Source organism: Streptomyces sp. NBC_00247, from assembly GCF_036188265.1.
In the GTDB taxonomy this organism is placed as follows: Bacteria; Actinomycetota; Actinomycetes; order Streptomycetales; family Streptomycetaceae; genus Streptomyces.
This window is the reverse complement of record NZ_CP108093.1, coordinates 5,641,274-5,653,820: the sequence shown is the minus strand read 5'-3', so window position 1 is coordinate 5,653,820 and position 12,547 is coordinate 5,641,274. Positions and strand designations below refer to the sequence as shown.

At 71.2% G+C, this 12,547-nt stretch carries 10 protein-coding genes; 3 read left to right on the top strand and 7 right to left on the bottom strand.

The features are described from left to right. Positions 1-86: 86 nt before the first annotated feature. Together OHT52_RS24610 and OHT52_RS24605 are read left to right on the top strand one after the other, a co-directional pair. Positions 87-2,030 carry a S53 family peptidase gene (locus OHT52_RS24610; protein ID WP_328722344.1) on the top strand — a complete coding sequence of 648 codons (1,944 nt, stop codon included), beginning with the start codon at positions 87-89 and terminating at the stop codon, positions 2,028-2,030. Between the two features lie 286 nt (positions 2,031-2,316). Then, on the top strand, positions 2,317-3,507 hold the full coding sequence (locus tag OHT52_RS24605) for a PP2C family protein-serine/threonine phosphatase (RefSeq protein ID WP_328722343.1): 1,191 nt from the start codon (positions 2,317-2,319) through the stop codon (positions 3,505-3,507). 39 nt (positions 3,508-3,546) lie between these two features. Here OHT52_RS24605 and OHT52_RS24600 read toward each other — a convergent pair whose 3' ends face one another. Together OHT52_RS24600 and dapD are read right to left on the bottom strand one after the other, a co-directional pair. Then, positions 3,547-4,731 (bottom strand): zinc-dependent alcohol dehydrogenase, encoded by a 1,185-nt coding sequence (locus OHT52_RS24600; RefSeq protein WP_328722342.1) that lies wholly within the window; start codon positions 4,729-4,731, stop codon positions 3,547-3,549. A gap of 135 nt (positions 4,732-4,866) precedes the next feature. Beyond that, positions 4,867-5,865: a 2,3,4,5-tetrahydropyridine-2,6-dicarboxylate N-succinyltransferase gene (dapD, locus tag OHT52_RS24595; protein ID WP_328722341.1), complete on the bottom strand. Its 999-nt coding sequence runs from the start codon at positions 5,863-5,865 to the stop codon at positions 4,867-4,869. A gap of 256 nt (positions 5,866-6,121) precedes the next feature. Between dapD and OHT52_RS24590 the strand changes: the two genes are divergently transcribed. Continuing rightward, positions 6,122-7,309, top strand: coding sequence for a DUF7847 domain-containing protein (locus OHT52_RS24590; protein WP_328722340.1), 1,188 nt, complete (start codon positions 6,122-6,124; stop codon positions 7,307-7,309). A 197-nt stretch (positions 7,310-7,506) separates the two neighbouring features. On the opposite strand, the gene OHT52_RS24585 is transcribed toward OHT52_RS24590, so the two are convergent. The 5 genes from OHT52_RS24585 to sufU form a co-directional block, all read right to left on the bottom strand. After that, on the bottom strand, positions 7,507-7,872 hold the full coding sequence (locus tag OHT52_RS24585) for a VOC family protein (RefSeq protein ID WP_328722339.1): 366 nt from the start codon (positions 7,870-7,872) through the stop codon (positions 7,507-7,509). 70 nt (positions 7,873-7,942) lie between these two features. Then, positions 7,943-9,976: a phosphocholine-specific phospholipase C gene (locus OHT52_RS24580; protein ID WP_328722338.1), complete on the bottom strand. Its 2,034-nt coding sequence runs from the start codon at positions 9,974-9,976 to the stop codon at positions 7,943-7,945. Between the two features lie 204 nt (positions 9,977-10,180). Next, the gene (locus OHT52_RS24575; protein ID WP_328722337.1) at positions 10,181-11,575 is read right to left on the bottom strand and encodes a hypothetical protein; all 1,395 of its coding nucleotides are present in this window, start codon (positions 11,573-11,575) and stop codon (positions 10,181-10,183) included. A 152-nt stretch (positions 11,576-11,727) separates the two neighbouring features. Beyond that, positions 11,728-12,066: a metal-sulfur cluster assembly factor gene (locus OHT52_RS24570; protein ID WP_266703120.1), complete on the bottom strand. Its 339-nt coding sequence runs from the start codon at positions 12,064-12,066 to the stop codon at positions 11,728-11,730. Continuing rightward, positions 12,063-12,521, bottom strand: coding sequence for a Fe-S cluster assembly sulfur transfer protein SufU (gene sufU / locus OHT52_RS24565; protein WP_328722336.1), 459 nt, complete (start codon positions 12,519-12,521; stop codon positions 12,063-12,065). The genes OHT52_RS24570 and sufU overlap by 4 nt, the downstream gene beginning before the upstream one ends. Positions 12,522-12,547: the final 26 nt, after the last annotated feature.

The window sequence follows — 12,547 nt, the reverse complement described above, 5'->3', positions numbered from 1 at the left end:
GGGTTCCTCGCAAGAGTGGCGGATCACATGTGCAGATCACCCAGCACATGCTCCACACGCGAAACACCCATATCGCAGGGGGTTACATGAGAATCAGCCGCGCCGGAAAACGTGCCGGGCTGAGCATGGCGGCGACACTGCCACTGCTCGCCGGCGCACTCGCCCTCGGCATACCGTCCGCCAGTGCGGACTCCGCTCCGGGCGGGCGCGACGCGTTGCAGGGCACCAAGCCCGCCTGGGCGACCGCCCAGGCGGACCAGGGCGCCACTGCCGACAGCGGCAAGGTGAGCGTCCGGGTGCACCTCGCCGGACGGGACGCCGCGGGGCTCGCCGCGTACGCCGCCGCCGTGTCCGACCCGCGGTCCTCCTCGTACGGGAAGTACCTGAGCGCCGACCAGGCACAGGCCCGGTTCGGAGCGACCCAGCAGCAGATCGACGAGGTCAGCCAGTGGCTGACCTCGAACGGCCTGACCGTCACCGGCGCGAACCAGCACTACGTCTCCGCCACCGGTGACGTCGCCGCGGCCGAGAAGACCTTCTCCACCCAGTTGCACAACTACCGCAAGGGCAGTCGTACTTACCGCGCCCCTTCCGCCACGGCCTCCGTGCCGGCCGGGCTGGGCGAAGCCGTGCTCGCGGTGTCCGGTCTGGACAACGCGCCGCACAAGTCGAGCCAGGACGAGGTACTCCCGCCGCCGGACGCGGTGTTCCGCAACGCGGGCCCCTTCTCCACCTATTACGGCTCGAACACCGCCTCCTCGCTGCCCGGCGCGTACGGCTCCAAGGTGCCGTACGCGGTCAAGGGCTACACCGGCAAGCAGCTCCGCTCCGCGTACGGTGCGGGCAGCTGGACCGGCAAGGGCGTGACCGTCGCCATCACCGACGCGTACGCCTCGCCGACCATCGCCAAGGACGCGGCGGAGTACGCCAAGCGCAACGGCGACGCCCCGTACAAGAAGGGCCAGCTCAGCCAGGTGCTGCCGGCCGACTACACCGCGACCGAGGAGTGCGGGGCGTCCGGCTGGTACGGCGAGGAGACCCTCGACGTGGAGGCCGTGCACGCCGTCGCGCCCGCCGCGGACATCGTGTACGTGGGCGGCGCCTCCTGTTACGACGCCGACCTGCTGGACTCGCTCGACAAGGTCGTCGACCACCGGCTCGCCGACATCGTCTCCAACTCCTGGGGCGACGTCGAGGCCAACGAGACCCCGGACGTCGCGGCCGCCTACGACCAGGTGTTCAAGCTGGGCGCGGTCGAGGGCATCGGCTTCTACTTCTCCTCCGGCGACGCGGGCGACAACGTCGCGTCCACCGGCACCAAGCAGGTCGACGTCCCGTCCAACTCCGCGTGGGTGACGTCGGTCGGCGGCACCTCGCTGGCCGTCGGCAAGGGTGACGCGTACCAGTGGGAGACCGGCTGGGGCACGGTGAAGGCCGGCCTCTCCGACGACGGGAAGAGCTGGACCGACTTCCCCGGCGCCTACACCTCCGGCGCGGGCGGCGGCACCAGCTCGACCGTGAAGCAGCCGTCCTACCAGCGCGGTGTCGTGCCGGACTCGCTCGCCAAGGCGAACGGCAAGACCCGGATGCGTACCGAACCGGACATCGCGGCGGTCGCCGACCCGAACACCGGCTTCCTGGTCGGCCAGACCCAGACGCTGCCCGACGGCTCGCTCGGCTACGACGAGTACCGCATCGGCGGTACGTCGCTGGCGGCGCCGGTCATCGCGGGCGTCCAGGCCCTCGCGCAGCAGGCGCAGCACGGCCGGTCGATCGGCTTCGCCAACCCGGCGATCTACGCCCGCTACTCCTCGAAGGCGTACCACGACGTCACCGACCACCCGCTGGGTGCGGGCCGTGACCTCGCGGTGGCCCGGGTCGACTTCGCCAACAGCGTCGACGCGACGGACGGTCTGCTGACCTCGCTGCGGACCCTCGGCAAGGACGCCTCGCTCACGGCGGTCAAGGGGTACGACGACGTGACGGGCGTCGGTACCCCGGCGGCCGGGTACATCAGCTCCTTCCGCTGACGGTCACGTACCGGCTGAACGCCTGAGACTGCCCCGGGGCTCCGGCCCCGGGGCAGTCGCGCGTCCACCGGGCGGTGTCCGGCCGGCCGCCCACCGAACGGCGCCGAGGAGTGGCGTCACCCGGCCACCCCGGTTTGTCTGGACGGACGAACGGCGCGCTCCGTCCGGCACACCGATGACGGCGCGTACCGCTGTCCTTCCGGCCCCTGGAGTCCGCCATGTCCCGCGGCACAGCACACCGCACCGCCACCAGGTGGTGTCCGGCAAAGGCGGCGGAGGCGCGCCGATGAGGGAGTCCTCCGGCGACACCGTCGAACACGTCCTGCACGCCTTCCTGGCGGAGGTGCACTCGACGGCTCCGACGAACCTCTCCGTCCTCGTCAACCGGTACGCCGCACGCCTGGGCCTCGGTCACGTGGACGTCTACCTGGTGGACCTCCAGCAGAGGTGTCTGACCCTTCTTTCGGGCGAGGACCGGCTGCCGGTGGACGGGTCCCTGGCCGGCTGGGCCTACCGGGCGATGTCGCTGCGTGTGCAGAACACCGATTCCCGCACGCTGATCGTCTGGCTCCCGCTCGTCGACGGCGAAGAGCGGTTGGGGGTGGTCGGCTTCCATCTGGAGACGCTGGACGGCATCCTGCTGGAACGGTGCGGGTCGCTCGCGTCCGTCCTCGCCATGGCCATCACCTCCAAGCGCGCGTTCAGCGACCGCCTCGTCCAGCAGGCGCGCACCGGGACGATGACGCTGCCGGCGGAGATGCTGCGGGCCCTGCTTCCGCCCCGCTCCATCGGCGACGACCGGGCCGTCTCCACCGCGGTCCTCGAACCCGCCTACGAGCTGGGCGGGGACGCGTTCGACCACGCGATGACGGAGTCGACGCTGCACGCCGTGATCCTGGACGCGATGGGGCACAACCTCGCGTCCGGCCTGACCACCGCGATCGCGATGGCCGGCTGCCGGAGCGCCCGGCGTCGGGGCTCCGGGCTGGGCGAGATGGTGAGGACCGTCGACGAGGCGCTCGCGGAGTGGCTGCCGGACCAGTTCTGCACCGGGATCGTCCTGCAGCTCGACCTGGCCAGCGGCATTCTGAGCTGGGTCAACAGCGGGCACCCGCCGCCGCTCCTCATCCGCGACGAACAGGTCCTGGAGAGCGCCCTCGAATATCCGGGCGAACCCCCGATGGGCACGCCCGGAGTGCTCGGGGGTGGCTCCCGCACGGTGCGCGAAGTGGCGCTGGAGCCGGGAGACCGCGTGATCCTCTACACGGACGGGGTGACCGAGGCGCGTCTGGACGGTGGGTCGCAGTTCGGTCTCTCGGGCTTCACCACCTCCATCATCCGCGCCACCGCGGTCGGCGAACTCGCTCCGGAGGCCCTCCGCCAGCTCATCCACTCGATCCTGGAACACCAGAACGACGAACTGGCGGACGACGCCACCATCCTCATGATCGAGTGGCGGCAGCGGCACCGGGCGTGACGACGGACGGACCCGGCCACCGGGTGCGGCGCGCTCCTGTCAGGGGTTCAGCAGCGTCTTGATCATGCCGTCCGCCTTCTGCTGGAAGGCGGCGTACGCCCGGGGTCCCTGTTCCAGTGGCAGATGGTGGGTGGCGAAGCTGTCGACGCCGAGCGGGTCCGCGTCGGTGAGCAGCGGGAGGATGTCGTCGACCCAGCGCCACACGTTGGCCTGGCCCATCCGGAGCTGGATCTGCTTGTCGAACATCTTCAGCAGGGGCAGCGGGTCGACGGCGCCTCCGTAGACGCCGGAGAGCGAGATCGTGCCGCCCCGGCGCACCACGTCGACGGCGGCGTAGACCGCGGAGAGCCGGTCGATGCCCGCCGTCTCCATGAGGCGTTCGGCCACGGCGTCCGGCAGCAGCCCGACCGCCCAGTGGGCCGCCTTGGCCGTGGGGGCGCCGTGCGCCTCCATGCCGACGGCGTCGATGACGGAGTCCGTGCCGCGCCCCTGGGTGAGTTCCCGGATCGCGTCGCCGGGGCCTTGGTCGTAACGCCGCAGGTCCAGGCAGGTGGCGCCGTACGCGCTCGCGCGGGCCAGGCGCTCGGGCACCAGGTCCACACCGACGACGAGCCCGGCTCCCCGGTGGCGCGCGATGCGGGCCGCCATGGCGCCGATCGGGCCGAGGCCGAGGACGGTGACCGTGCCGCCGGGCGGGATCGCCGCGTACTCGACCGCCTGCCAGGCGGTGGGCAGCACGTCGGAGAGGTAGACGAACCGGTCGTCCGGCGGCCCGGCCGGTACCTTGACCGGCAGGCTGTTCCCGAACGGGACCCGCAGGAACTGCGCCTGCCCGCCGGGCACTTGGCCGTACAGCTTGGTGTATCCGAAGAGTGCGGCGCCCATGCCCCGGGAGCGCATCTGGGTCGTCTCGCACTGGGAGTGCAGGCCCTGCCGGCACATGAAGCAGTGGCCGCAGCAGATGTTGAAGGGGATGACGACCCGGTCCCCCTTCGCCACCGAGGTGACCTCGGGGCCGGTCTCCTCCACGATCCCCATCGGTTCGTGACCGAGGATGTCGCCCGGGTCGATGTAAGGGCCGAGGACCTCGTAGAGATGGAGGTCGGAGCCGCAGATGCCCGTCGAGGTGATGCGCACGATCACGTCGTCCGGCTTCTCGATCGGAGGGTCGGGGACCGTGTCGACCCTGACGTCCCGCTTTCCGTGATAGGTGAGCGCCCGCACGGTGGTTCCCCTTTCGAGCGGTAGGGCAGTTCCCCTTCCACTCTCCGCGCTCCGCTCCCCCTTGTCGCGTCGGCCCGGTGACGTCCCCGGACGCGGAAAAACGGCCCCCGGACACGGGGGCCGTTCTCCGTACGCTCAGTTGTGGGCGTGCAGGATGTCGTTCAGGCCGCCCCAGACCGCGTTGTTCGGACGGGCCTCGACGGCGCCCGTGACGGAGTTGCGGCGGAAGAGGATGTTCGAGGCGCCCGAGAGGTCGCGGGCCTTGACCACCTGGCCGTCCGGCATGGTGACCCGGGTGCCGGCGGTGACGTACAGACCGGCTTCGACCACGCACTCGTCGCCGAGCGCGATGCCGATGCCCGCCTCCGCGCCGATGAGGCAGCGCTCGCCGATCACGATGCGCTCCTTGCCGCCACCGGAGAGGGTGCCCATGGTGGAGGCGCCGCCGCCGATGTCCGAGCCGTCGCCGACGACGACGCCCGCGGAGATGCGTCCCTCGACCATCGACGTACCGAGTGTGCCGGCGTTGAAGTTGACGAAGCCCTCGTGCATGACGGTCGTGCCGGACGCCAGGTGCGCGCCGAGGCGGACCCGGTCCGCGTCGGCGATACGGACGCCCTTGGGCGCGACGTAGTCCGTCATCCTCGGGAACTTGTCGACCGAGGTGACCTGGAGGTGCAGGCCCTCAGCGCGGGCGTTCAGCCGGACCTTCTCCAGGTCGTCCACGGCGACCGGACCGAGCGAGGTCCAGGCGACGTTGGCGAGGAGGCCGAAGACACCGTCCAGGTTCTGGCCGTGCGGCTGGACGAGCCGGTGCGAGAGCAGGTGCAGGCGCAGGTAGGCGTCGTGCGCGTCCAGCGGCTTGTCGTCCAGCGAGGCGATGACCGTGGCGACGGCGACGACCTCGACTCCGCGGCGGGCGTCCACGCCGACGGCCTTGGCGGCACCTTCGCCGAGGAGGTTCACGGTCTCGTCCGCGGTGAGCCGCCGGGAGCCGGCCGGGCCGGGCTCGGCGGTGAGCTCCGGGGCGGGGAACCACGTGTCGAGGACGGTGCCGTTCCCGTCGATGGTGGCGAGGCCGGCGGCGACGGCGCCGGTGGTACGGGACGAGCCCTGGGAAGTCGTGTCGGTCATGACCAAAACCTAACCGTCCGGGTCCCGCCCGGGCCAACCGGTCTCAGGAACCGGCTGGTCGCGTCACGTCTTTACGCCCCCGCGCGCAGACCGTCAGCAGGTCCGGGCGCTACGGTGTGCCGCATCGACCTTACCGGTCGGACCATACGAACAACTCAATGGAGAAACAGTGACGCAGGACGCGGGGTGGGGCGGCGGAGCGCCGGGGGGCGCGCCGTACGGCGGGGGAGCTCACCAGGGGTGGGGCGGCTGGCGTATGCCACCGCCACCGGAGCCCGGGGTGATACCGCTGGCGCCCCTGCGGCTTTCGGACATCCTCAACGGCACCTTCTCCGCGATGGGCCGCTACTGGAAAGCCCTGTTCGGCTTCGCCGCCGCGGTCTACGGAACGGCCGCGGTCGCGTTCGCCGCGGCGCTCCTCATCGCCTTCTCCGCCGTCCGCGACCACGTCGACGGCATCAGGGCATCCGCCGACGACCCGGACGTCCCGTGGGACGACATCACCCCGATCCTGGTGGCTCTCGGGGTCGTGGCGCTGATCGGGGCGGTCGTGGCCTTCGTGGCCGTCGCCCTGGTGCAGGCAGCGGTGCCCACGGTGCTCCAGGGGGCCGTGTTGGGCCGCCCGGTGACCTTCCGCTCGGTCCGGCAGAGCGCTCTGTCCAGGCTGCGGGCCATGCTGGGCACCGCGCTCCTGACCGGGCTGATCGCGGTGATTCCCGTCGCCCTGGTGATGGTCGTCGAAGCGTCCCTGGTCGGGATCGCCCTGTCCGACGGGAACCCGGACGGCGCCGCCGTGTGGCTGGGGCTCGCCGTCCTGCTGCTGCTCCCGGCCGGACCGCTCGCGGTCTGGCTCTGGGTGAAGTTCTCGCTGGCGCCGACGGCGGTGGTGCTGGAGGGACAGGGGCCGGTCGCCGCGATGCGCCGCTCGTCCACGCTCGTTCGCGGCAGTTGGTGGCGGATATTCGGCATATCGCTGCTGGGCTACGCGATGGCCGGTGTGGCCTCGTACCTCATCCAGATGCCGTTCTCCATCGCCGGCACGTTCTCCTCCGTGGTGACCACCCAGGACATCGGCGACGACCCGAACCTCACCTCCATCCTGGTCGCGGTGGGCAGCGCCTCCGCGATCATGGTGGCCGGCCAGCTGATCGGCCAGGTCTTCGTGGGCACCTTCCCGCCGCTGCTGCTGGGGATGCTCTACGTCGACCGCCGCATCCGTACGGAGAACCTGGCGCAGGACCTGGCCGACGCGGCGGGCCTGCCGATGCCGCCCGCCTACGGGCCTCCGCCCTACGGCCACCAGCCGCCGCCTCCGCCGTACGGCCACCAGCCGCCGCCTCCGCCGTACGGCTACCCCGGCCCGCAGCCGGGTCCGCAGGCCGGTCCGCCGCCGGGTCCTCAGCCCGGGGCCGGGCCCGGCCAGGAAGGGGACTCCACCCCCTGACCCTCCCCCGCCGGGCGGCTTCCGCCCGGCGGGCCCCCGGACCGGACACCCGCATCCGGAGACCGCAGATGCCAGGCGGATCCCCTCCACCGCACCGGCCCGCAACCGGTCCTGCCGAGGACCGCTGCGGAGGGCGGCACATCAGCGGCATCCGCTCGATCCGGGTGGACGGCCACCGCGCCGCCTGAGGAAGCCCTTCAGTCCCGCAGCGTCTTCTTCGGCCGCAACACGCAGAACTCGTTGCCCTCCGGATCCGCCAGCACCACCCACGTGACGTCGCCGCCCTGTCCGACGTCCACCCGGGTCGCGCCGAGCGCGAGAATCCGCTCGACCTCGGCTGCCTGGTCATCGGGGCTGAGGTCGATGTGCAGACGGTTCTTGACCGCCTTGCGTTCGGGTACGCAGACGAAGCAAAGCCCCGGCAGGGCCTGGGCGTTCGCCCCGATGGTCACCTCGTCCCCGTCCTCGTGGACGACCTTCCAGTCCAGCACCGCGCACCAGAAGCGGGCGAGCGACGGCATGTCGTGGGCGTCCACGACGAGCGTGTACCAAGAAGAGGCCATGGCCGTCACTCTGCCAGACCGCCCCGCCCGTCGCCGGGCGACAGCGCCGCTCCCGGCAGGTCGGCCGGTGTCAGCCGCTGACCCCCGCCTGGCCGGTCTCCAGACGTCCGGTGAACCTGCGCGACCAGGAGGTGTCGGAGTCGACCGTGACGGTGAAGTCGTACCAGCCCTTCGTGAGGGCGACCGCGTTGAAGAAGTCCTCCGTGGCGGAACCGGCGGGCACGGTGTAGGTCCACGGCCCGTCGCCTCGGTAGTGGGTGGACGTGATGGTGAACGTCACCGCCGTGGAGCCCGAGTTGACCATCGCGAACCAGATCGCGAGCTTGCCCGTGCCGGCCTCCGTGGCGTACCGGGTGTGGACCTCCGCCGTCTTGCCCGCCTTGGTGGCGTCGCCCCGGAAGCGGCGCAGGAAGCGGTTGGGGCCGGTCATGGTGAGGTCGTACACGCCGCCGCCGTATCCGGAGCCGATGTTGAAGAAGTCCGAGGCGGCGCCTTGGGCGTCCACCGTGTACTGCCAGGGGGTGGTGTCGCGGTAGGCGTTGGGGTGGACGGAGAAGTGGGCCGCCCGGGTCGCCGGTGTGCCCTGGTTGGCCATGGTGAACCAGGCGAGGATCTTCCCGGAAGCGCCGAACTCCAGTCGCTCCAGGTACCCGTTGGGCTGGTAGGGCAGGGCCCGGGAGGGGCGGGTGCCGGGCTCCTGCGCGGGCAGGGCGTTGTCCGTCGGTACGGGGTTGGGCAGCGGGCCGCACGTCGAGAGCCCGATCACGCTGGTCGCGGGCAGCGCCACCGCGCCCTTGACCGGGTGAGCGAAGTCGAAGACGCCGGTCAGGTCCCCGCTGACCCTGCGCCGCCACTCGCTGATGTGGGGGCAGGCGGCGGGCGTGCCGAGTGCGGTCGTCCAGGTCTCCAGGAAGCGCAGCACGGAGGTGTGCTCGAAGACCTCCGAGGAGACCCAGCCGCCCCGGGTCCAGGGGGAGACGACAGTCATCGGCACGCGGAACCCGAAGCCGTACGGCACTCCGTTCAGGAACTCGCCCGGAGTCCCGGCGGGCGGTGCGGGCGGCGGTACGTGGTCGAAGAAGCCGTCGTTCTCGTCGTAGTTGAGGAAGAGGACGGTGGAGTCGAAGACGTCCTCGTCCGCCGCGAGGGCCCGGTAGACGAGGTCGACGAAGTGGGCGCCGTCGCCGGGTGGGGCGTAGGGGTGTTCGGAGAACGCCTGGTTCGGGACGACCCAGGAGACCTGCGGCAGGGTTCCGGCGAGGACGTCCGCCCTGATGGCGGCGGCTATGTCGTCCGGGGTGGAGCCCGTCACCTTCGGGACGGAGGACATGCCCCGGTCGTACAGCGGATCACCGGCCTTGGCGCCGGCGAACGCCTTGAAGTAGGCACAGCCGTTGTCCCCGTAGTTGTCCTGGGCGTTCTGGTAGACCTTCCAGCTCACTCCGGCCGCCTGGAGTGCCTGGGCGTAGTTCTGCCACGTCAGGCCCGACTCGTCGCCGCCGTCGTAGCTGGCGGCGTCGACCTTGCCGCTCCACAGGTAGGTGCGGTTCGGGCCGGTGGCGCTGAGGGTGGAGCAGAAATAGGCGTCGCAGACCGTGTAGGCGTCGGCGAGCGCGTAGTGGAAGGGGAGGTCCGAGCGGTCGAGGTAGCCGAGCGAGCGGACACTGCCGACTCCCGCCACCCAGTTGTCCAGGCGGCCCTTGTTCCACGCGGAGTGCTGGGAGGACCAGGAGTGCGGCAGGTCGCCGTTGCACTGGGCGAGGGTCTCGCCGTCCTGGCCGCCCGCGGCCGGCGTCGCGCTCAGCTTCCACGGGAACTGGCGGCCCGTGCCGTTGGGCTGGTCGAAGACCGGGCGGTTGCCGGCCAGAGTGAGCGTGCTGCGGTCGTCGAAGCCCCGCACGCCCTTCAACCGTCCGAAGTAGTGGTCGAAACTGCGGTTCTCCTGCATCAGGATCACCACGTGGCGCACGTCCTCGATGGTGCCCGTCGCGGTGGCGCCGGCCGCGCCCGTGGCCTCGGCCGGGCGCGTTCCGGCGCCCAGCGTCAGCCCGGCCGCCACGGAGGCTCCGAGTCCCACGAAGCCCCTACGACTGATCGGTGTCATTCGCCCGCCCTCGCCCTCGCGGGTGCCCCTGTGGCACACCGGGCGTAAGGATGCCCGCCCGGTGTGCGAACAACCGGGCGGGCGGATGATCCCCGGATGAACGGCCCCTACCGCCCAAGGTCCTGGCGTCCGGGGGCCGTTCACCGGAGGCCGGTCAGCGGGCTCCGCCGACGTGCCTCCGCCCGGGGCCGGTTGCCGCGACCGTCAGCCGCCGACCGTGAACCAGGTCGCCCGGGACTTCTTGAACTCGGCGTGGTCCAGGTCCTTCGCCTCCGTACCGTCCCCGTAGAGGTCGGCGGCGCCGGCGTCGGTGATCAGCTGCGCGCGGGTGCCCGCGACCGTCAGGTCCGGCACCGAGACGACGGCCTCCCAGCCGCCCGGGTCGGTGGTGGGCAGGTCGGTGCGCTTGACCGGGGCGTGTCCGGCGACGCCGTCCCAGCTGTAGAGGGCGTACGGGTCGGAGTTGTCGTCCGCCTCCCAGGAACCGGCCACGACGAGGTACTGGTTCGCCGCGTTCTTGCGGATGTCGCGGATCGCGAGGCCGCCGAGGTTCAGCTCGATCGGGGTGCCGAACACCGGCTTGGCGCCGCTTCCGGCGACCTTGTCGAAGTTGGTCACCGGCACGATGAGACCCTTGCCGCCCGACTTCGGCGGGACGAGGGGCGCACGGAAGCCGACGTACGCGGTGGTGGTGGAGCCGGGCGCGAACTCCAGGCCCTCCACGTTGAACCCGTCGATCTGCTTGGGGACTTCGCCGTCCTCGGTGCCGGCCGCGAAGCCGTACCGGTCGCCGTTCGCCTCGTCCCAGGCGACGAGGTCGTCCCGGAGCTTCTTGTACGAGGTGCCGACGGTGAGCGCGGTCGAGGCGCCGGAGCCGGAGACGGTCGTGGTGAAGACGGTGTTGCGGTCGGCCTTGTACTCGCCGTCCTTGTTGTTGCCGAGCGAGCCGGTCCAGTAGATGGTGTTGCCGACCCGGGCCGCGCCCTCGATGTCGATCTCCTTCGACACCCCGAGCTTGGACGCGACGTCCCAGGTCTTCACGGGCGCGCCGGACACCGCGAGGTTGTAGAGGCGCAGCACGTTCGACTCGTCGTCCGCGACCACGGCGTAGCCGTCGCCGACGTCGACGGCGGCCGAGGCGTCCGAGGAGCCGGTGAGGTAGCGGGTGTCGGTGGCGTTCTGCACGGCGGCCGACGCCGCGTAGTGCAGCGTCTTGGTGGCGGTCTTGCCGCCGAGGCCGGTGACCTTGATGGTGAGGTCGGTGTAGCCGCGGGCGTGGGCGGTGACGGCGAGCGGGCGGGTCGCCCCGGTGCCGGTCACGGTCACGTCGGTGGCCGCGGCCACCGAGGTCTTGGAGCTGGCGGAGGCGGCGACCGTGAGAGCCGTGACGTCGGCGCCGCTCTGCGCGACGGTGACGTTGACGACCGGGTCACCCGTCGCGCCCACCGCGCCGGACAGGTACGTCGCGGACAGGGCGATCGTCGGGGTCCCGTAGGACGCGGCGTGCGCGGGGGCGGTGAGCCCCAGGGCGGCCAGCGCGAGAATCCCCGCCGCCGCTGCCGCGGTCCGGCGGTGCTGGAGGGAAGGCTTGAGCGTCACTGCGTACCTCTCGTCGGCGTGGTGTCGCCGAGAAGGTTCCGGCTCCAGGGACAACGAGGGACACACGTCAGCGGTACGGCGGACGAACAACAAGAGGACGGCCCCCCGGCATGACCGGGGGGCCGTCCTCGAAACCGCGACGAGCGGGGTGCTCAGACGTTGAAGCCGAGCGCGCGCAGCTGCTCGCGTCCGTCGTCCGTGATCTTGTCCGGGCCCCACGGCGGCATCCAGACCCAGTTGATCCGCAGCTCGCTGACGATGCCGTCGGTCGCGGACTTCGCCTGGTCCTCGATGACGTCGGTCAACGGGCAGGCCGCGGACGTCAGCGTCATGTCGAGGGTGGCGATGTTGGCGTCGTCGATGTGGATGCCGTAGATCAGGCCCAGGTTGACGACGTCGATGCCCAGTTCCGGGTCGACGACGTCGTACAGCGCCTCGCGGACCTCCTCCTCGGAGGCCGGCTTCAGTGCCACAGTCTCGTTCTCGCTCATGAGGTCTTCCCTTCGGACAGCGCCTTCGCCGTCGCGTCCTTCCACGCCATCCAGCTCAGCAGCGCGCACTTGACGCGGGCCGGGTACTTGGAGACACCGGCGAACGCGACCGCGTCCTCCAGCACCTCCTCCATCGCGTCGTCGGGCTCCAGCTGGCCCTTGGACTGCATCAGCGCCAGGAACGCGTCCTGGATCTTCCGCGCCTGGTCCAGCTCCTTGCCGACCAGCAGTTCGTTCAGCACCGAGGCGCTGGCCTGGCTGATCGAGCAGCCCTGCCCCTCGTAGCTGACGTCGGCGAGGGTGTCGCCCTCGTACCGCACGCGGAGCGTGATCTCGTCGCCGCACGTCGGATTGACGTGGTGCACCTCGGCGTCGCCGTCCCGCAGGCCGCGCCCGTGGGGGTGCTTGTAGTGATCCAGGATGACTTCCTGGTACATCGAATCCAGCTGGTACATCGAATCCAGTTTCACCCGTCAGCCCT

What these genes read in the sequence shown, in the direction of transcription:
- OHT52_RS24610 (WP_328722344.1), top strand. Translation starts at nt 87, where the DNA reads ATGAGAATCAGCCGCGCCGGAAAACGTGCCGGGCTGAGCATGGCGGCG.
- OHT52_RS24605 (WP_328722343.1), top strand. Translation starts at nt 2,317, where the DNA reads ATGAGGGAGTCCTCCGGCGACACCGTCGAACACGTCCTGCACGCCTTC.
- dapD (WP_328722341.1), bottom strand. Translation starts at nt 5,865, where the DNA reads ATGACCGACACGACTTCCCAGGGCTCGTCCCGTACCACCGGCGCCGTC.
- OHT52_RS24590 (WP_328722340.1), top strand. Translation starts at nt 6,122, where the DNA reads ATGCCACCGCCACCGGAGCCCGGGGTGATACCGCTGGCGCCCCTGCGG.
- OHT52_RS24585 (WP_328722339.1), bottom strand. Translation starts at nt 7,872, where the DNA reads ATGGCCTCTTCTTGGTACACGCTCGTCGTGGACGCCCACGACATGCCG.
- OHT52_RS24580 (WP_328722338.1), bottom strand. Translation starts at nt 9,976, where the DNA reads ATGACACCGATCAGTCGTAGGGGCTTCGTGGGACTCGGAGCCTCCGTG.
- OHT52_RS24570 (WP_266703120.1), bottom strand. Translation starts at nt 12,066, where the DNA reads ATGAGCGAGAACGAGACTGTGGCACTGAAGCCGGCCTCCGAGGAGGAG.
- sufU (WP_328722336.1), bottom strand. Translation starts at nt 12,521, where the DNA reads ATGTACCAGCTGGATTCGATGTACCAGGAAGTCATCCTGGATCACTAC.